Origin of the sequence: Marinobacter daepoensis DSM 16072, assembly GCF_000421165.1 — a bacterium.
Taxonomy (GTDB): Bacteria; Pseudomonadota; Gammaproteobacteria; order Pseudomonadales; family Oleiphilaceae; genus Marinobacter; species Marinobacter daepoensis.
The window spans coordinates 830,612-848,130 of record NZ_ATWI01000008.1; the positions used below are offsets into that span (position 1 = coordinate 830,612).

Annotated in this window: 17 protein-coding genes; 6 read left to right on the forward strand and 11 right to left on the reverse strand. The window is 58.1% G+C overall.

The window, feature by feature from the left end:
- Positions 1-68 precede the first annotated feature (68 nt).
- Together K325_RS0104460 and K325_RS0104465 are read left to right on the forward strand one after the other, a co-directional pair.
- A complete protein-coding gene (locus tag K325_RS0104460; RefSeq protein WP_029653059.1) occupies positions 69-1,883 on the forward strand; it encodes a sensor histidine kinase in 1,815 nt (604 codons plus the stop codon).
- Complete coding sequence (locus K325_RS0104465; RefSeq protein ID WP_029653060.1) at positions 1,880-3,232, forward strand: sigma-54-dependent transcriptional regulator; 1,353 nt, start codon at positions 1,880-1,882, stop codon at positions 3,230-3,232. Before K325_RS0104460 ends, K325_RS0104465 begins: the two co-directional genes overlap by 4 nt.
- Positions 3,233-3,244: 12 nt before the next feature.
- Here K325_RS0104465 and K325_RS0104470 read toward each other — a convergent pair whose 3' ends face one another.
- Both K325_RS0104470 and K325_RS0104475 read right to left on the reverse strand, forming a co-directional pair.
- On the reverse strand, positions 3,245-4,903 hold the full coding sequence (locus tag K325_RS0104470) for an acetolactate synthase large subunit (RefSeq protein ID WP_029653061.1): 1,659 nt from the start codon (positions 4,901-4,903) through the stop codon (positions 3,245-3,247).
- A gap of 43 nt (positions 4,904-4,946) precedes the next feature.
- On the reverse strand, positions 4,947-6,560 hold the full coding sequence (locus K325_RS0104475; RefSeq protein WP_029653062.1) for an FAD-dependent oxidoreductase: 1,614 nt from the start codon (positions 6,558-6,560) through the stop codon (positions 4,947-4,949).
- A 90-nt stretch (positions 6,561-6,650) separates the two neighbouring features.
- Here K325_RS0104475 and K325_RS0104480 point away from each other — a divergent pair, with 90 nt between their 5' ends.
- Positions 6,651-7,658 (forward strand): AraC family transcriptional regulator, encoded by a 1,008-nt coding sequence (locus K325_RS0104480; protein ID WP_029653063.1) that lies wholly within the window; start codon positions 6,651-6,653, stop codon positions 7,656-7,658.
- 8 nt (positions 7,659-7,666) lie between these two features.
- Here the strand turns inward: K325_RS0104480 and K325_RS0104485 are convergent, their stop codons facing one another.
- The 3 genes from K325_RS0104485 to K325_RS0104495 all read right to left on the reverse strand — a co-directional run bounded on the left by K325_RS0104485 (position 7,667) and on the right by K325_RS0104495 (position 10,375).
- The gene (locus K325_RS0104485; RefSeq protein ID WP_029653064.1) at positions 7,667-9,052 is read right to left on the reverse strand and encodes a PhoH family protein; all 1,386 of its coding nucleotides are present in this window, start codon (positions 9,050-9,052) and stop codon (positions 7,667-7,669) included.
- Between the two features lie 24 nt (positions 9,053-9,076).
- Complete coding sequence (locus K325_RS0104490) at positions 9,077-9,568, reverse strand: CBS domain-containing protein (RefSeq protein WP_029653065.1); 492 nt, start codon at positions 9,566-9,568, stop codon at positions 9,077-9,079.
- Between the two features lie 81 nt (positions 9,569-9,649).
- Positions 9,650-10,375 (reverse strand): START domain-containing protein, encoded by a 726-nt coding sequence (locus K325_RS0104495; RefSeq protein WP_029653066.1) that lies wholly within the window; start codon positions 10,373-10,375, stop codon positions 9,650-9,652.
- A gap of 137 nt (positions 10,376-10,512) precedes the next feature.
- Here K325_RS0104495 and K325_RS0104500 point away from each other — a divergent pair, with 137 nt between their 5' ends.
- Positions 10,513-11,520 carry a DUF2804 domain-containing protein gene (locus K325_RS0104500; protein ID WP_029653067.1) on the forward strand — a complete coding sequence of 336 codons (1,008 nt, stop codon included), beginning with the start codon at positions 10,513-10,515 and terminating at the stop codon, positions 11,518-11,520.
- Between the two features lie 14 nt (positions 11,521-11,534).
- Here K325_RS0104500 and minE read toward each other — a convergent pair whose 3' ends face one another.
- From minE to K325_RS0104525, 5 genes are all read right to left on the reverse strand, one after another.
- Complete coding sequence (minE, locus tag K325_RS0104505; protein ID WP_029653068.1) at positions 11,535-11,786, reverse strand: cell division topological specificity factor MinE; 252 nt, start codon at positions 11,784-11,786, stop codon at positions 11,535-11,537.
- A 3-nt stretch (positions 11,787-11,789) separates the two neighbouring features.
- On the reverse strand, positions 11,790-12,602 hold the full coding sequence (minD, locus tag K325_RS0104510) for a septum site-determining protein MinD (RefSeq protein WP_029653069.1): 813 nt from the start codon (positions 12,600-12,602) through the stop codon (positions 11,790-11,792).
- A 65-nt stretch (positions 12,603-12,667) separates the two neighbouring features.
- Positions 12,668-13,417: a septum site-determining protein MinC gene (gene minC / locus K325_RS0104515; protein ID WP_029653070.1), complete on the reverse strand. Its 750-nt coding sequence runs from the start codon at positions 13,415-13,417 to the stop codon at positions 12,668-12,670.
- A complete protein-coding gene (locus K325_RS0104520; RefSeq protein ID WP_029653071.1) occupies positions 13,414-13,803 on the reverse strand; it encodes a HopJ type III effector protein in 390 nt (129 codons plus the stop codon). Before K325_RS0104520 ends, minC begins: the two co-directional genes overlap by 4 nt.
- Complete coding sequence (locus K325_RS0104525; protein WP_029653072.1) at positions 13,800-14,081, reverse strand: DUF1244 domain-containing protein; 282 nt, start codon at positions 14,079-14,081, stop codon at positions 13,800-13,802. Before K325_RS0104525 ends, K325_RS0104520 begins: the two co-directional genes overlap by 4 nt.
- A 114-nt stretch (positions 14,082-14,195) precedes the next feature.
- Here K325_RS0104525 and dinB point away from each other — a divergent pair, with 114 nt between their 5' ends.
- Both dinB and K325_RS0104535 read left to right on the forward strand, forming a co-directional pair.
- Entirely contained in the window at positions 14,196-15,260 is a 1,065-nt protein-coding gene (gene dinB, locus K325_RS0104530) for a DNA polymerase IV (RefSeq protein WP_029653073.1), read from the forward strand.
- 161 nt (positions 15,261-15,421) lie between these two features.
- Positions 15,422-16,831 (forward strand): pectin acetylesterase-family hydrolase, encoded by a 1,410-nt coding sequence (locus tag K325_RS0104535; protein WP_036192928.1) that lies wholly within the window; start codon positions 15,422-15,424, stop codon positions 16,829-16,831.
- On the opposite strand, the gene K325_RS0104540 is transcribed toward K325_RS0104535, so the two are convergent.
- Positions 16,819-17,484 (reverse strand): hypothetical protein, encoded by a 666-nt coding sequence (locus tag K325_RS0104540; RefSeq protein WP_029653075.1) that lies wholly within the window; start codon positions 17,482-17,484, stop codon positions 16,819-16,821. The two genes, K325_RS0104535 and K325_RS0104540, sit on opposite strands and share 13 nt — an antisense overlap.
- Positions 17,485-17,519: the final 35 nt, after the last annotated feature.

Genomic DNA, 17,519 nt, shown 5'->3' on the forward strand with positions numbered 1-17,519 from the left:
GTTGTCCTGTCGGGCAGAGGGCGCTAGGCTTGGCCGAGAGCCCTCTTCGCTTTTCGGAAAAAAAACCTATGCTCCATCGGTTCGGCGTGTATGCCATCCTGGCGGTTACGTTGCTGCTGTCCTGGTTGCTCGGTGGCTGGTATGGGTACCGGCAACTGGAGCAGGAAGCTTTACAGGAAGCTTTTCGCTACCGCCAACTGGTGGCCAATGAGCTGAATCGATACTTGCCGGTTCCGGCCTTGATTGCGGAACATCCCCTTCTGGCCGAGGCCCTTCGTGAGCCTGACGATGCCGTGATACTGCTCCGGGCCAACGAGCAGATGCAGCGGATGGCAACCATCGTGGGTGGTTCAGATATTTACCTGATGGATATGTCCGGGTTGACCATTGCGGCGAATAACTTTGGCCAGCCCGATACCTTTGTTGGTAACAACTACGCCTTCCGCCCGTACTTTCATGAAGCCGTCCGAACCGGCGAGTCTGTCGCCTATTTCGCTCTGGGTTACCGGTCGTTGGAACGGGGGCTTTACTTTACCCATCCGGTGCGGGACCAACGCGGAAACATGCTTGGGGTGGTGGCCATCAAGGTGTTGGTGCATGAGCTTGAATCTCAGTGGCACCGGCCCGAGTCTCCCCGTCAGGCTGACATGGTGGTTCTGGATGGCGATGGCATCAGTTTTCTGACCAGTCGAAGCGAATGGTTGTACCGGGACTTCCAGCCGGGTAGCGATCCGGAAAAAGCGCCCAGGATTCGGCGGCGTTACCCGGCGCGCGAGCTCACCCCCGTTGACCTGATGGAGAAAGGAAAACCCTGGGGCCTGGCGGAGGAATCTTCTCGCATTCAGTTGGGTGGACCGACGGGAGCCGAGGTCTACCTGACGGTAGAGACGGCGCTGCCGAGGCTGGACTGGAGTCTGATGGTTCTCACCAACACCCGGCCAGTGCTCTGGACCCGGGGAGGATTTGTGGTGGGGGGGCTGGCGATGTTTCTGGCCGGTTTCCTGACCTGGCTCTACCTGAGAGAGCGCTACCGTCGCGAGCGGGAACTGGCGCTTCGGGGGGAGCAGCTTGAGCGGCGGGTAGCCCAACGGACGGCCGATCTCAAACGTTCCAACGATCAGTTGCTTGATGAAATCCAGGAGCGTGAGCGGGCACAGACAGAGCTACGGGAAACTCAGCAGGAGCTGATACAGGCGGCCAAGCTGGCGGTGCTTGGGCAAATGTCTGCCGGATTGAATCACGAAATTAACCAGCCTTTAACGGCAATTCAGGGATACGCCCGAAATAGCCGTAAGTTCCTGGAGCGGGGCGCCACCGACATGGTGGACGCCAACCTTGAAGAGATCGTTTCCCTGTGTGACAAGATGGCGGAGCTGATCCGGCAGTTCAAGGTGTTCGCCCGTAAGTCTGAAGGGCCGCCCTCGGTGGTGGATCTGCGGTTGGCGGTGGACGGGGCTCTCAAAATTATTCGGGCCCAGCACACCAGTGTCGGGATTGAGATATGCTGGCGCCGGCCAGAGGCCCCGGTGATGTGTCACGGAGACCTGATCCGGATTGAACAGGTTATGGTGAATCTGGTGGCAAACGCTGTTCAGGCATTGGAAGGACGGGAGCAGCCCGAAATTGAGGTAGTGGTTGAAGATGAGGGCGATTACTGGCGTTGTTGCGTCAGGGATAATGGCCACGGTCTTCCCGGCAATACCGAGCAGGTATTCGAACCGTTTTTTACCACCCGGTCTGTTAAACAGGGCCTTGGGTTGGGGCTGTCTATCTCAAGACAGATCGTGGACGCACTGGGTGGCAGCCTGATTGGCCATAACCGTGAGGATGGTCCAGGGGCGGAATTTGTTCTTAAACTGAAACAGCGCAGGGCAGAGGAATGACAATGGCATCAGTCATTTTTGTGGATGATGATCCCGATATCCGGTCATTGATGGAGCAGACCCTGACGTTGGAGGATATACCGGTGGGCTGCTTTGAGGATGGGCCTTCCGCTTTGAAGCAGGTGCATCCGGAGTTTGAGGGCATTGTGCTGTGTGACTACAACATGCCCGGGATGGACGGCCTGGAACTGCTGCAGCAAATCCGCAGCATCGATGCGGACATACCCGTGATTCTGCTGACCGGCCAGGGCGATATCAGCACGGCGGTATCTGCTATGCAGCTGGGTGCCTACGATTTCATCGAAAAGCCGTTTGATCATGAGGAACTGATTGAATTGCTGCGCCATGCGTTGGAGAAGCGACACCTGGCCCTGGAAAACCGCCGTTTGAAAGCGCAGTTGCGGCACCTGGCTCGTCCGGGCCCCCGAATGCTGGGCGACTCGGTGGCCATGCAGCGAGTAATGGCGACCATTGATCCGGTGCTGGATATCTCCGCAAACGTGTTACTGCATGGTGAGACTGGATCAGGGAAAGATGCTCTGGCCCGTTACATCCATGAGAACAGTCCTCGCAGTAGCCATAATTTTGTTGCCATTAACTGTGGTGCGGTGCCGGAGAACCTGATTGAAAGTGAGTTGTTCGGTCACGAGGCCGGAGCGTTTACCGGTGCCGATAAGCGGCGGATCGGAAAGATTGAGCATGCGCACATGGGCACCCTGTTTCTGGACGAGCTTGAAAGCATGCCGATGCCGCTTCAGGTCAAACTGCTGAGGGTGCTTGAGGAACAGCGTGTGGAGCGCTTGGGCAGCAATCAGATCGTGGATGTGGATGTCCGGATTATTGCGGCCACTAAGGCGGATTTGAAAGCTCTCAGTGACAAGGGTGAATTCCGGTCAGATCTGTATTACCGCCTGAATGTGGTTAAAGTGGATATTCCTCCCCTGAGGGCACGTAAGGAGGATGTTCCCAAGCTGTTTCACCATTTTGCTTTGATCGCGGCCGCCCGATACGACCGGGAAAGCGTTCCCCTGGATGCCCGGCAAGCTACCCGGTTGATGCAGCACTCCTGGCCAGGCAACGTAAGGGAATTGCGGAATCTGGCCGAGCGCTATGTTCTTCTGGGGCCGGCAGCCCTTGAGGAAGGGGACTCCGCCAGTGGTCCCAACATTACTGGCCGGCAAACGCTGTCGGAAATGATGGACGGCTTTGAGCGCTCTGCCATCGTCAGTGCCCTGAATACGTGCCATGGCAGCATCAAGGACACCATGGTGCAGCTTGGTATTGCCCGAAAGACGCTCTATGACAAAATGAAAAAGCACGGCCTGGATAAGGCTCAGTTCAAGGACTGAGCCTCGCTGGCGTCAGGGGGCAATTTTTTTCTTCAGAGCTTTGGTCACAGGCCGTGGCAGGCTGGGCAGAGATTTTAGTAGCCAGGGCAACACCTTACGTTTAATGCCATTGAGCGATTCCGGGACCACCGCTTCAATCAGATGTGGCCCCGGGCTTTCCTGCGCGTATTTCATGGCTTTCACCAGTTCTTCCGCTGTGGTGACACGAATGCCATGAACCCCCAGGCTGTTCGCCAGCCCTGCAAAGTCAGTCACGGGGCCACTGATATCCAGTTGTGAGCGGGCTTTCAGGCCGGCTTCTTCCGCACCCACGCGTTCCAGTTCCACGTTCAGGATTGAGTACGACGCGTTGTTGAAGATAATGCTCGTGACGTTCAGCTTCTCCCGGGCCATGGTCCACAGGGCCTGAATGGTATACATGGCTGTGCCATCGCCAATCAGTGCGAATACCGGGCGCTCCGGGCAGGCAATGGCGGCCCCGACGGCGTTGGGTAGCCCCTGCCCAATGGCCCCGCCGGTGAGGGTCAGAAGGTCGTGCCGAGGGGCTCCTGCCGTCAGTGCATTCAGCATCAGCCCGGACGTAATGGCTTCATCCACAATGATGCTGTTTTCCGGCATCAGGTCGCCCAGCGCGCGGCACACTTTCTCTGCGGTCAGTTTGCCTTTCGGGAGCCCCGGGCGGCTGGCTGGCTGAAGCATCGGTTCGGCGCCAGAGGCGCCCAGAGCCTCGGCCAGTTTGTTCAGGCTGCCCGCGGCGTCCTGTTCCGGGGTGGAAAGGGTGTGTACCTGGCAGGTTTCCGGGACCAGATAACTGGGCTTGCCGGGATAGCCAAAGAACGACACCGGCGCTTTGGCATCCACCAAAACGAGATGGCTGAACTCAGACAGCTGAAGGCTGGCAAGTTCGGCCAGGTAGGCAATACGCTCAACAGGGGGCAGGCCGGCCCCTCGTTCAATGCGGGTCGGGAAGGTTTCGGCGAACAAGGTCACGCCTTGATGGGCTGCCAGACGAGCGGCCGCCAGCAGAGCCGGTTCCCGAAGGGCCCGGCCGCCGAGCAGTATCGCGGTTTTCTTGCCGGCGCGCATGGCTTCGGCGGCGGCTTGTATGGCGCTGTCGTCGGCGATAGGGGCGGCCGGTTGGGGAGGAACAGAGCAGGGTTTGCCTCCCTCGCCCCAGGAAACGTCTGCCGGCAGGATCAGTGTCGCAACCTGGCCGGGTAGGCCTCGCGCCGCGGTGATGGCCTCAGCGGCATCCTGGCACAGCGCGTCTGTGGTTTGCGATGTGCGCACAAAGCCGGGCGACACGTTCCTGGCCACTGTTTCAATATCGGACTGCAGCTGGGCATCGTACTGGACGTGATAGGTGGCGTGGTCTCCGACAATGTTGACCACCGGTACTTTACCTTTCCGGGCATTGTGCAGGTTAGCCAGGCCGTTGCCCAGGCCGCACCCCAGGTGCAACAAGGTTGCAGCAGGCTTGTCGGCCATGCGGGCGTAGCCGTCGGCAGCCCCGGTGGCGACACCTTCAAACAGCGCGAGCACAGCCCGCATGCCGGGCTCGTTATCCAGAGCGGCAACGAAATGCATCTCACTGGTGCCGGGGTTGGTGAAGCAGACGTCGATACCGGCATCCACAAGGGTTTTCATCAAGGCTTTGGCGCCATTGGTCATTGTTGTTCTCCTGATTACCTGTTTGAAAAAGTGAACGCCGGGCTCAGCGCCCGGAAACAATCGATTGGGCCGCTGCCCGCGCGGTGAGGATACAGCCGGGCAGGAAGGTACCTTCCAGAGACCGCTTGCCATTGCAGCCGCCGCCACCGAAGCCGGCGGCCTCTCCCACGCAGTACAGGCCGCTGATGGGCTGGTCATCGGAGCCCAGCACCCGGCTTTGCAGATCGGTTCGAAGACCGCCCAGGCTCTTGCGAGTAGTTAGTTGCATGTGAATGGCGATAAACGGGCCGGCACCTGGGTTTTGTAATGGCGCCGGCCTGCAGGTTCGCAGTCGGTCCGGCCCCCATTGCCGGGCATGCCGGATCATACGGATCTGGGGGTCATTGTTGAGCCGGTTTCCTTTGCTGAAATTGGCATCAAAGGCATTGGCGGTGGCCTGGAGTGTGGCCGAGTCAATATCCAGGGAGCGGGTCAGCGCATTCATCTTGTTCGCCAGACCGTTCAGGGTATCGTCCACCAGGAAGTGGCGACTCTCTTTCTGCATCTGGTTCACCAGCGGTTTGTTGCCGAGCAGCAGTTCTTTCAGAAACCGTGGGAACTGTTTGTCCCGGATACGGGCGTTATGTTCGGCGCCCGAGATTGCGAATTCTTTGAGGGCGATGCGCCGATTGAGCAGATGCCAGGTCCAGGGTTTTTCCTGTTCCGCCACACGCTGACAGAGCCAGTGGGTATCGAAGCCGGTGACCAACGGTTCCGGACCGATGCGCTCGCCCCGGTGGTTCAGCCACAAAGCCGATTTACAGGGGATGGTTGAAAGGCCGTGCCCGCTGAAATGGGGATAGGGATGAGGAAAACCGGCAGCGTAGTTCCACATTTCACCCGCGTGGGTGATGCGGGCTCCAAGATGCTTTCCGGCCCAGTGATGAAGCTTGCCGTCGGCAAACGGGTGGGCGCCGTTGAGCATGCTGGCTGGTCGTGGCCTGTCTGCTGGCCAATTGGCCCGGCATTCGTTGTGGCTGCCATTAATGCCGCCCATGGCCAGTACCACTGCCGGTGCCCTGAAATGTACTTCCTCCCCGGTATTGTTGTTGATGGCAACGGCACCGCTGACGGTGCCCGCCTGATGGTCCAGGCCAAGAATACGGTGCTGGTGATACAGCTGCAGTCGGCCGCCCGGGGCTGCCTCGTGAAGGGCGTCGACCAGGCGTTGAATCAGGGCCTTCGATGTACCCCAGAGAACGTGATAGCGAGGCACCCGGTTACCGTCGCCAAACCGGCCTCGCTCGACCCAGTTTACGGCAGGCATGAAGGTGAGGCCTTGCTGGATGAGCCAGTCATGCACGTGTGTCCGGGAGCGTTCGACGTAATGGTGAGCCCAGGCCATCGGCCATGCATCGCCGGGGTCCAGTTCGCCGAAACGAAGCCAGTCCTGCAGTGCCAGCTCGGGTGAATCGGTAATCCCCATACGGCGTTGCAAGGGGGTGTCGATCAGGGCCATGCCGCCGAAGGCCCAGAGGGCCAGGCCTCCGAGGCGTTCAGGTGTGTCACGGTCAACAAGGGCCACGGACTTCCCGGCACGCAGGGCTTCCAGTGCCGTGACCAGGCCTGCCAGGCCTCCGCCGGCAATCAGAACGTCAGAGTTTACGGTGTTTGGCATAGGGACCTACCCGGCCGGTGTTTTTATTTTGTTAACGCTGACGATATAACGCTATCATCGAATCTGGATTGACTTCAGAGGCCACGATAATTGACATTAGAAGCCACCGTTTCCATGGGCTGGGTCAGCACGGTAATTGACGGTGCTCGCCGTCTGGGCATCGCAGAGGCCCTTCTGCTGGACTCTGCAGGATTGCCTGCCGAAGCGTTGAACTGGGAACGTTGGCCGATCGATTTCATCACTCGTCTCTGGCACGCTGCAGAGCAGTGTACGCGGGACCCTGGCTTCGGGCTGAAAGTCGGTGGTGGTGTTCGCCCGGCCAGTATCGATGCCGTCAGTTTTGCCATGCAAAGCGCAGCCACCCTGCGGGAGGCGCTTGTTCTGGTGCAGAAGTATCAGCGGCTGATTTCCGATGGCGGCCGGTTTCAGCTGCTGCCAGCCAGTCGGGGTACGTGGATTGTTTATCATCCGCGTCAAGGCAGGCTGGCGTTCAGTCCGCATCAGATTGAAGCGGTCTTGTCGGCGGTGGTGAGTCTTTCTGACTGGATTGGAGGTTCCGCAGTACGGCCTTCCCGGGTCCAGTTCAGTCATGGCCGCTTGGGGGGGATTGCGGGGTATCGGGAAGTGTTTGGCTGTCCGGTGGACTTTGAGCAGGCTTTCAGTGGTTTGCTGGTAGCCAATGAGTTGCTGGACAAGCCGTTGCCGCAGGCTAATCCGGCGCTTGCCCGGGTTCATGAACGATATAACGCTGGACGGCTGGCTGTGCTCGAGCGCAGCGCTGTGTCGGCCGTGGATCTCCGGCAGTGGCTGATGGTCCGCATCGGGCCTTCACTCCCCCGACGGGTGGATGCGGCACGGGTTCTGGGTATCAGTGAACGTACCCTGGCCCGGCGACTGGCCGACGAGGGGTATACCTTTAATCGTTTACTGGATGAGGTCCGCCGGGACCTTGCCCTGACGGCGGTGAAAACGTCGCATCAGTCGTTGGCTGATATTGCCCTGTCGCTGGGCTTTGCCGAAGCGAGCCCTTTTTACCGGGCTTTCCAGCGCTGGACGGGATTGCCGCCGGCCCAGTGGCGTCGGCGGCATGGCCTTTAAAACGGAGTCTACAGGTTGGCTTCTGCAAATTCGGCAAGGACCGATCGTGGCACCCCTTGCAAGTGAATATGGCCACCGTGGCGGAAGCCTTTGAAGCGTTCGGTCATGTATGTAAGCCCTGAACTCAGGGGGCTCAGATAGGGCGTATCGATCTGGGCCAGGTTGCCCAGGCAGATCACCTTGGAGCCGTTGCCTGCCCGCGTGATGATCGTTTTGATCTGGTGTGGGGTCAGGTTCTGGGATTCGTCAATGATGATCAGGCTATGCTGGAAACTGCGGCCCCGGATGTAGTTCATGGATTTAAAGTGGAGGGGCACTTTGCTGAGGATGTAGTCGACGCTGGCCGTCATGTTCTCATCGTCTTCGTGCAGCGCTTCCAGGTTATCCACAATGGCACCCAGCCAGGGTTCCATCTTTTCTGCTTCGGTTCCCGGCAGAAAGCCGATGTCTTCATCCAGACCCTGAGTGGACCGGGTTGCGATGATGCGCTTGTACAGTTTACTGGCGACGGTCATCTCGATGCAGGCCGCCAACGCCAGGATGGTTTTACCTGAGCCCGCGGAGCCTGTCAGGTTCACCAGATGGATGTCCGGGTCCAGCAGCAGGTTCAGTGCCATGGCCTGGTAGATGTCCCGGGGCACCAGCCCCCAGACTTCTTCATTCATCAGGTCGTGTTGATGAAGGTCCTTGAGAATCAGCTGATCTTCGGAGATATCCACCACTTTGCCGATAAAGCCCTGCTCATCAATCACAAATTCATTAATGTTCAGCCTGGCAAGTTCGCCCTCCCGTTTGAGCAGGTGTTCGGTTACCCCTTCCCTCTGGATGGTCTCTACTTTGGCGATTCCGTCCCAGAAGGAATTCGGAAATTCCTTGTAGCCCTTGGGCAGAAGATCAATGTCATCCAGTAACTGGTCGTTGTGGTAATCCTGGGCTTCAACCCCGAAGCCGCGAGCCTTGAGCCGCATGTTGATGTCTTTGCTGACCAGAATGATGTTCCGGGATTTGTGCCTGGCCTGCAGCGCCGCAAGGGTGTTGATGATCTTGTTGTCGTTCAGGTGTTCGGGCAGGGAGTGATTGCCCGCACCTTCCGTGCTCATGATGATGGAGAGGGTGCCTAGAGGGTCCGCTTTCTTGCCTCGCAGAATCGGCACGCCTTTTTCAATGTCCCTGGGGCTGGCATCACCCAGCAGTTTGTCGATATTGCGAATGGCCTGACGGCAGTCGGCTGCAACCGTTTGTTTGCCAGATTTCAGGCTGTCGAGTTCTTCGAGGACGGTCATCGGAATGATGACATCGTGTTCTTCAAAGTTCAGGAGGGCATTCGGGTCGTGAATCAGGACGTTGGTGTCGAGGACGTACATTTTCCGGCGAGCTTGCGATGCTCTTGGCATAGGTGGCGCTACCTCTCTGGTGGCTCAGTCGGTCTCGGCGCAGCGTTGCGTCAGATCTTGGTCAGAAATCAGTTTCAGCATGTCATAAGTAGTTATGATACCAGTGATTTTTGACTCCCTGGTGACAAAGATTCTGTGCAGGTGCTCCCGCATCATGATATGAGCAATGTCTCGCACTGGCGTGTCCTCGTCAACCGAGAGAACAATGGGGGTCATAATGTCCCGGACTTCCACCGGTACTTTGCCCATCTCTTCGAATATGACCATACGAAGGCGGCGGGCCTCCTCCTGCTCTTCCTCGGTTAATCTGGGCTGATCCCCTGAGCGTGAGGCATTCCAGCGAAATTCGGTAATGTCCTTGAGGGTGGCAATACCAATAATGTCGCCATGATCGTCCGTGACCGGGCTGCCGGTGATTTCATTGTCGGTGAGAAACCGTGCCAGCCGGTCCATGGTCCAGTTGTGGGGCACGGCCTTAATGGTTGGGGTCATGATCTCATGGGCGAGAACACTCATGGGCTGGTATCTTCCATTTACGGTGCTTTCGGTGAAGCTTAGCCTTTCCCTGGCGTTCCGTCACCTCTGGCATGGTGTGGGTTATCGGGGCGTGGGCATAACGCCCTGCAGGTTGCCGTCCTGCCCCCATTGCAGCTGGTATCCCTGATAGCGCTCCTTGCTGGCAACCTCTTCGAGGGCCTGGATTGACTTCACCGGGATATCAATAATCAGGTTGTTGACGAGCCAGCCGGGCAGGGCACCGTTGGGCTCGGTGTGCTGAACCCAGATCAGGCGGGTACGCCTGCCGTCGGGGATGAACCGGTACCGTGTGTCAGAGCGGTCAACACGGACCCGGCTGCTCAGCTCGGCACGCATGTCCGGCGTTGCGCTCAGGGTCATGATGATCTCGCCAGTGGCCTGGTCGCCGCGTGTCCGGATTCGCAATACGTAATCCCGGTCGGTGACGGGCCAGGGCATATCATTGACGGAGTATGCGTAACGGTCGTGGAAGTCGCCGGGGCCAAAGCCGTGGGATTCAATGCAATTGTGTACCCACTCTTCGCAGGATTCCGGGTTGATCATGACCGCCATCAGGTTTTCGATGGGGACATTCAGTTCTGCCTCGGCCTTGAAGGCCTCAAATCCGGACCCTTCCTGTGCCATGGTGTAGATGCGAACGTTGCCGGTTTCCTCTCGCAGGGTCCAGCCCTGCGCCTGCTCTGACGGCAGGGGGGTGACCTTGCCGGCGGCAACCGGTGCGGTCATCAACAGGCCCATAATGCCGTAAAACAACCGTCTGAAGGCGTGGGCTCTGGCTGGGGTCATAAGCTAAACTTCCATGGTAAGGGAGAACCGAGTCTATCATGGGGGAAATGGGCGCCTGCCCGCCAATCCAGGGGATTGTGAACCAGGTAGCTCAGTTCCGGACCGTAACTTACGATTGGCCTGATCTGACGATAATTATGACAACACAGAAGCTGGTAGACGCCAGAGGACACATTAAGCCAGGGGTGCTCGATCACCCCGTGGATACGATTAACTATCTGGACTATGACCTGCGCACGGTCATGGACAAACCGAGGACGCGCCTGGCCAAACACTGGCGCTTCAATCAGTTTCAGTTTGTCGGTGCGATGGCGCCGGGCTGGGTGTTTGGTCTGGCCATTGTTGATTTGAACCTGGTTGGTAACGGCTTCTTTTATCTTTTTGATTTTGAAACCGGCCAGATGCTTGAGCACTCGTTTTTGCAGCCCCTTGCCAGAAACACCACGATTGAGCCGTACCCTGAACGGGGTGCTGCCCGGTTTCAGAAAGGCGAACTGAGCATGGCGATTGAACCTGCAACGGGGGGGCGGCACGTCAGGGTTTCGGGCCCGGGAAACATCCGTGTGGATCTGGAGTTACGTGATACCGAGCAGCCACTGCGACTGGTTTCGCCAGCCGGTTACAACGGTTGGGTGTTCACCCGTAAATCGGCCGGGCTGGTGGTTGACGGAGAGGTGCGGCTTGGCAATCAGGTCTGGCGGTGCGATGAAACTACGCGAGGCTCCATCGACTGGAGCTGCGGGTTCATGCGCCGGGAGACGGCCTGGAACTGGGCGTGTCTGGCGGGCGTGACTGAGGAGGGCGCATCCATCGGGTTGAATCTTGCGGCCGGCGTGAATGAAACCGGAATGACCGAAAATGCGCTCTGGATTGACGGGCGTTGTCTGCGTCTGGGGCCGGCAAGGTTCGAGTTTGATCGCTACCAACCGGGCTCTGACTGGCGAGTGACGACCGATGATGGCCGTATTGATCTGACGTTTCAGCCGTCTGGCACGCGCAAGGAAAAAATCAATGCCTGGCTGATAGCCTCCAATTTCCGACAGTTTGTGGGCACCTTCCGGGGTACGGTGACTGACGATCAGGGACAAAAAATCCCCGTAACAGGGTTACGGGGATTGATGGAAGATCACTTTGCCCGGTGGTAAGCCGGGTCACGTGATTATTTCTCGGGCAGAGTGACGTTCAGTTCCAGAACGGAACACCGGTCGTTCCTGTCCACTTCCACTTGCACCTGGTCGTCGTTGATCTGCACGTACTTGCGGATCACCTGAAGAAGTTCCTGCTGCAGTTGTGGCAGGTAATCTGGTTGATCCCGCTGGCCTCGTTCATGGGCGACAATGATCTGCAGTCGCTCTTTGGCGACGCTGGCGGTGCTGTTTTTCTTGCTTCGGAAGTAATCGAAAAAGCTCATTCCTTAGCCCCCTTTGAACATCCGTGAGAAGAAGCCTTTTTTCTGGGCGGTCATAAAACGGTGCTCCCGTTCTTCTCCCAGCAGTCTGGCAACGGCATCATCGTAGGCCTGGCCCGCGTCACTCTGTTCTTCCAGAATAACCGGTAACCCCTGGTTTGAGGCGTTCAGAACGACCTGGCTTTCCGGGATGACTCCCAACAAAGGAATGGCGAGGATCTCTTCCACGTCCTGTACGGACAGCATTTCGCCTCTCTCGACGCGATCAGCATTGTAACGGGTCAGCAACAGGTGCTCCTTGACAGGATCCTGCCCCATTTCGGCCCGCCGGGATTTGCTTTGGAGAATGCCCAGAATCCGGTCGGAGTCCCTGACGGATGACACTTCAGGGTTGGTTACCACGACGGCTTCGTCGGCGTAATAAAGCGCCATCTGGGCACCGTGTTCAATGCCGGCTGGTGAATCACAGACGATGTAGTCAAATGTCTCTGATAACTCGTTGATGACTTTTTCCACGCCCTCTCTGGTGAGCGCTTCTTTCTCTCTAGTCTGTGACGCAGGCAGGATATAGAGGGTATCAACCCGCTTGTCCTTGATAAGTGCCTGGTTGAGCGTTGCTTCACCCTGGATGACATTGACGAAGTCGTAGACGACCCGGCGCTCGCAATTCATGATCAGGTCCAGATTACGCAGCCCCACGTCGAAGTCGATAACGACCGTCTTGTGGCCACGCTTTGCCAGACCGGTGCTGATGGAGGCGCTGGTGGTCGTTTTGCCCACACCGCCTTTTCCTGAGGTAACGACAATGATTCTAGCCAAGGTTCAGTTCCTGTTTCTCGGTGGATTCGTCATGTCTTCAACTGTTGTTATCGGCTGTTGCAACATCAGGCCTTGTCCAATGGCGTTACCACCAGAACATCGTCCCTGAGCTGGATCTGCACAGCGCTTTTCCAGCCGTTGTCCTGAAGATCTTCGGAGATTTTATAGTGTCCGGCGATGGACACAAGTTCTGCTTCCAGAGACTGGCAGAAAACCCGGGCTGATTCTGCGCCATGAATACCGGCCAGAGCCCGCCCCCGCAGAGGCCCATAAACGTGAATGTTTCCTGCCGCCAGGACTTCTGCGCCAGCCTGAACCGGGGCGAGAATGATAAGGTCGCCGTCCGGGGCATAAACCTGCTGCCCGGATCGCACGGGCTGGCTAATGATCCTGGCGGGGGCCGGTTCGTGGGTGGTGTCTGGTTGTGCTGCTGCCTGATGACCTTTGTCGACCGTTGCTTCTGAGGTGGTTTTATCCCGAAGACTGCCGCCGGGCAGAAGAGCCAGGGAGGCGCCCCGCGCGAGTCGGCGCTGATCGTCGTTGCCTGCTCGTACACCGATGACGTGAATGTTATGGCGGCGGCAGGTTCCTATGATTTTGAAAAAATCGAGTTCGCTGTCCAGCCCCTCGTATTTTTCAAGACTGATGATCAGAGGGATATCCTTGAAGAACCCGGGTGCCTGGCTGATTTTGTCTCTCAGGTTGGCCTCGAATTCGTCGTTTTCAAAGTAGTAAAGCTCAAGGGCGGTCAGTGAAACACTGGCGCTTTTGAGCTGAAAACTCTGTTTCGCATCGGTGGCAGCGGAATCACTCATGGATGGACGTTTTCTCCGGTGTCGGTAGCTTGGGTGTCACACAGGGCGCGAAGGGGAGGGGTATCGAAATGGATGCCGGACCAGCCTGTGCTGATAAACTGCCGGATATTACCATGGCTGTCCCCGGCGGGATCACCGAGAACTTGCTGATAATGTTGTGCAAACAGCGTGAGGGTATCCGCTTCGTTCAGATTACAATACTGGCCGAGAGCAAAGACCCGGCACGAGCCGGCATTCTCACCCGCATCATTGCGCACCGGGCCGTTATCGAAGCCGGTAGGCCGGAACTCAAAGTGTTGGTTGATCAGCCCTAGTGTGTCGTCAAAGTTGGCGTGACCAGCCTTCAAAGAGGCCAGGTGGATGCGAACCGATTCATTGATATTCATGGTTGGTGCTCCTGCTTCGGGCCTGTCTGGTAGGTTGCTTTCCACTGCTCGTAGGGCATGCCGTAGATCTCTTCCCGGGCCTCTGGATCCGAGACCTCAAAGCCCCGTTCCTCGGCTTCGGCCCGATACCATTTCGACAGGCAGTTGCGGCAGAAGCCGGCGAGGTTCATCAGGTCGATGTTCTGGACATCGGTGTGTTCCTGCAAATGTTTTACCAAGCGGCGGAAGGCCGCAGCTTCAATGTCCGTTCGTTCGGATTCTGGAATCGGGTTGCTCATAGGGCCTCGCTGTTGCCGCCGGAGGGGCGCTAGGGATTTCCTGACATTCTCGGCATGTTACCGTAAGATACAAGGCTGTATAAATGTACAGATTGTTAACGTGAGTCCGTTGTCATGGCCCAGCGCAAGATCATTCATGTGGATTGCGATTGTTTCTACGCAGCCGTGGAGATGCGCGACGACCCCAGTCTGAGGGAGGTTCCGCTTGCGGTCGGGGGTGAGGGAGGCCGCGGTGTCGTGACCACCTGCAACTATCGGGCCCGGGCGTTCGGGGTTCGTTCGGCCATGCCCGGCAGTGAGGCACGGCGCCTGTGTCCTGGTTTGGTGACGGTACCACCGGATCTGGCACGTTACCGGGCGGTATCGCAGCAGGTTATGGCGATCCTTCGGGAAATGACAGACCTGGTTGAGCCATTGTCGCTGGATGAAGCCTTTCTTGATGTGACCGAGGTGGAGGCGTTCCGGGGCAGTGCCACGCTGATGGCCCGGCATCTGAGGGAGCGAATCAGTCAAGAGGTGGGTATTACCGTTTCGGCCGGGGTTGCTCCTAACAAATTTCTGGCCAAAATCGCCAGCGATTGGCGCAAGCCCGATGGTTTGTTTGTGATCACACCGGAGGACATTCCGGCTTTCGTGTGGGACCTGCCGGTGGAAAAACTCTTCGGAGTGGGCCAGGTGACTGCCGCCCGGCTGCATGCGATGGGCGTCAAGACCTGCGGCGATATGCAGGCCTCCGGTGTCGAGGTGCTGGCCGGGAAATTTGGTAAGCAGGGGTACCGCCTGTTTGAAATGGCCCATGGTCGCGATGACCGGCCAGTTGTTGTGTCCCGGGTCGCCAAGTCGGTCAGCGTTGAGCGGACGTTCTCTCAGGACCTGCCTGATCGTCATGCCTGCGATACGGTCATGCCTTCGCTGGTCGCAGACCTTAATCTCCGGCTGTCCCGCAAAGGCCGGCACAAGCCTATCCATAAGCTGTTCGTCAAAATCCGTTACAGTGACTTTTCTACCCATACCCTGGAGCGGGTCCGGGACTCGGTCACGGAGCCTGAGCTTGAGGATTTTCAGCCGCTGCTGGAAGAGTTGATGCCCCGTACGGATCGTCCTGTGCGTTTGCTTGGTGTCGGCGTGCGGTTTCGCAACGACGATGCGCCCGTCACGCAATTGCGGTTGTTCGACTGACGTCCGGCTGTATGGGCATATGTGGCTCTTTTTTAGTTTAAAACGGTCTGGTTGTTGTTTTGACGTGACACTGTGTCACATCTAGCTTTTGAGTGACGCTATCCTGCAGTAAGCGTTGCGGGCAGGGCCCGCCCCGAAAAGACCATCGCAGGAGAATAATAATGAACAAGGCTGGCTGTTATGGCCCCTGGCGCCCTGGCGCGCTGGCAGGGGTTTTACTGTTGGTGTTGTCGGCTCCCGTCCAGGCAGAGCTGGGCGATTACGGATTCTGGAAAACGTTGGGCAACCTGGTCTCCCCGCCCGGGGCGGACAACCCGGTCACCGACGATCAGCGTGACGGTGCCTACCCGTTGCTGGAGAATCCGGCAGGTTATGACTCGTTCAGTCCCGGTCGTTATTACGCGTGGCAGACCATTGCTCTGGCCCCTGAAACCGGGGCCGTTTGCGGGAACGGGTCGGAATACAAATTTTTCGTGAACCGGGTGCCGAACACATCCAATACGGTTGTGTATTTTGAAGGCGGCGGAGCCTGCTGGGATTATGAGAGTTGCAGTGGGCAGGCCGGTATCCGGGGGGCTAGAAATCCGGATGGCATCCCGGACGATTACATGTCCCTGCTGAATCCCGGCGCAAGCCTGGTAAGCCCGTTCGTCGTGCGCCTGCATCCGTGGACCCGGGTGAAAACGCAGGATTGGAACATGGTCTACGTACCTTATTGCACGGGGGACATTTATTCCGGAGACCGGGTGGCGGTCTATGAAGATCCGGCCGGCGAAGCCGAGCCGTTAATCTGGCACCATAATGGTTTGCGAAATTCCCGGGCGGTGGTCAGCTGGCTCAAGGATAACCTGCAACGCCCGGAGCAAATGCTGGCCACCGGCTGCAGTGCTGGCGGAATTGGGGGCTTGACCAATTACCATCCTGCCCGCCGGGACCTGGCGCCTACCCGCAGTTTCCTGATCAACGATTCCGGCCCGGCGTTCAGCGCCCCGGTGGGTGCAGACCCGCAACGCTATCCATCGGTATTGCTGCAGAGCTTTATTCGGCAGTCGTGGGGCCTGGACCAGCCGGGTGGTCCTCTGGCTTATCTGAAGTCCGGGTTGCCAGCCCTGAATCTTAGTGACTTGGGGAGCCTGTACCCGGCTCTGGCGACAGCCCTGCCGCGGGATCGGATGGGGCATACCCATTTCTGGCGGGACCTGAACTATTCGTCCTACTCCTATGAACGGTTTTTCCCTGACATCGAGCATGCGCCGGACCAGGCGACCAAAGAGGCTCTGCTACACGAGAAGTGGGCGACGGATACGGAACGTCTGACGCAGACACTCGCCGGGCTGGATAACTTTGGCTACTACCTGCCGATGTTCCGGGATGTCAACGAAAGCCACTGCACCTCGATCATCGAGTTTGCCAATGCCGATATCCAGGAGATGGGCCTGGAATTGGGGGATTTTGTTGATAACGTCATGAACGGCCGTGGTGCTGTGATGCAAGCGTCGGAGACTGATGCCATCGCTGACTACAATAAACCGTTTAACCTGCTGTACTGGTCTCTTGATCAGTTGCTCTGATCGTCTCTGGCGGTCGGGCTCATGGCCTCTACGCGCGCCTCTTGCAGTCGTTCGCGCAGGTATTGGTCTCGGGTCAGGCCGCCAGGAATGGCATCCAGGGCCATCACCTCTTTCACGATGGCCTTTTCTCTCTTTTTGTACCGCTCGTACTCGGGTTTGGGGGTTGTCCGCCAGTCTTCCAGCCGTGCCTCTGCTTCAGACTGGTAACGGCTGATGACACGGCTGGCCTCGGCTCTGGCGGTGGCGTCGTCTGGGGACAGCACCTGGATCATGGCCAGTCGTATCAGCACGGCTTCCGGAGCACTGATTTCAGAGGCTTGCTCTAGCTGATCGATCCGCTCCTGCAGGGCTCTGGCTTGTGTCTGACGCTCCTGATCAGAGAGTTTGGCGGCGTCGGCAAAAAAGCGCTGAAGCTCCTCTTCCAGTTCCAGCCGCCGGGCAAAGTCTTTCACTTTCGGGTTGTCCAGCAGGGCCTGATGTTCTGGTGACAAGGGTAAGGGAGACGAGTCAGCCGGTTCGGACAGCGGGTCATTCGGGGGCGCCTCGGGGCTGTGTTCTGGCCTTTCAGGTGGCGGCTGGGTGATGGCGGGCCACATCACAAAGAGCCCAAGGGCCAGGATGGGAACGATCACCCATAGCATGCGTGTTTTCATGGTCTGCTCCGGCAGGATGCTCCAGACTCAGTGTA